The following is a 1,330-nucleotide window of genomic DNA, read 5'->3' as shown; positions in this document are numbered from 1 at the left end:
TGAACCGCCCCGGGTTCGATAGAGATCTCAGATTGTGTTTGTGACCTGGGGCTTTGCGGATTCCATGTAGTGGTTGGCTTCGTACTCGACGGGCGGAACGTGGCCTATCTCACCGTGGAGCCTGCGATGGTTGTACCAGTCGACCCACTCGGCGGTGGCCAGTTCGACGTGGGCGAGCGTCTTCCAGGGCCGCTGGGGTTTGATCAACTCGGTTTTGTACAGGCCGATCGTCGACTCCATCAGGGCGTTGTCGTAGGCGTCGCCGACCGAGCCGATAGAGGCGGCGATGCCGGCCGCGTCCAGGTGCTCGGCGAGCTTGAACGATGTGTACTGCGACCCGGCGTCCGAGTGATGGATCAACTCGCCCGGACGGATAGGGCGTTGGTCCCGGTCGCGTTGCCAGACGGCCATCTCGAGAGCGTCAAGGACGAAGACGGTCTCCTTCACGGTAGCCGCCGACCAGCCGACGATCCGGCGGGAGAAGGTGTCCACGACGAACGCGATGTAGACGGTGGAGGACCACGTCTTCACATGGGTGAAGTCCGCCACCCAGCACCGGTTCGGAGCGGCGGCGACGAAGTCGCGGTCGACCAGGTCTGGGGCTCGCTCAGCCTGCCCGCCGGGGATCGTGGTGATGACGCGCTTGCCGCGCACCGCGCCCTGGAGCCCGAGCTCGCGCATGAGGCGCTCGACGGTGCAGCGGGCCACCGCATGTCCCTGGCGGTTCAGCTCGCGCCAGATCTTCCGGGCCCCGTAGACGCGGTAGTTGGACGTGTAGACCTCCCGGATCCGCTCTTTGAGTTCCTCATCGCGCACGGAACGGGCGGAGGGAGTTTTGAGGCGTTTCTTGTGGGCGTAGTACGTGGATGGGGCGATCTTGCAGTCGTGTGCGGTGAGCGTCCTGCAGATCGGCTCGACGCCGCCGAAGCGGTCCCGGTGCTCGTCGATGAACGCTACGAGCGCGTGTGTGGCCGGTCGAGCTCGGCCGCGAAGAAACTCGCCGCGGCCTTCAGGATCTCGTTGGCCCGCTTGAGCTCGGCGTTCTCTTTCTTCAGTGCCTTGATCTGGGCGGACTCCTCCGTCGTCGTCCCCGGGCGCGTCCCCGCGTCGATGTCGTGCTGCTTCAGCCAGTTCCGCAGTGTCTCGCGGGAGCCGATGCCGAGCTTGTCGGCGACCACCTGCAGGGCGGCCGTCTCGTTCGGGTAGTCGTCGCGCACCTCGGCGACCATGCGCACCGCACGACGGCGGAGCTCAAGCGGGTAACGGGAAGGTCGTGCCATGACTCGATCCTTTCATGAAATCGAGTCTCCATTCGAACCGGGGCGGTTCA

General features: G+C 65.3%; 1 protein-coding gene. It reads right to left on the bottom strand.

Annotated features, from left to right (window positions below; all coding sequences use genetic code 11):
* Positions 1-27: 27 nt before the first annotated feature.
* A protein-coding gene (locus tag MKW14_RS40650) for an IS3 family transposase (RefSeq protein ID WP_240871812.1) occupies positions 28-1,280 on the bottom strand; the annotation gives its coding sequence in 2 pieces (ribosomal slippage) (positions 28-998 and positions 998-1,280; 1,254 coding nt in all).
* Positions 1,281-1,330: the final 50 nt, after the last annotated feature.

The sequence above is a fragment of the Streptomyces gilvus genome, from assembly GCF_022513565.1.
Lineage (GTDB): Bacteria > Actinomycetota > Actinomycetes > Streptomycetales > Streptomycetaceae > Streptomyces > Streptomyces gilvus.
Note: the sequence above shows the minus strand (reverse complement) of the source record. Positions and strands in the feature narration are given on the sequence as shown.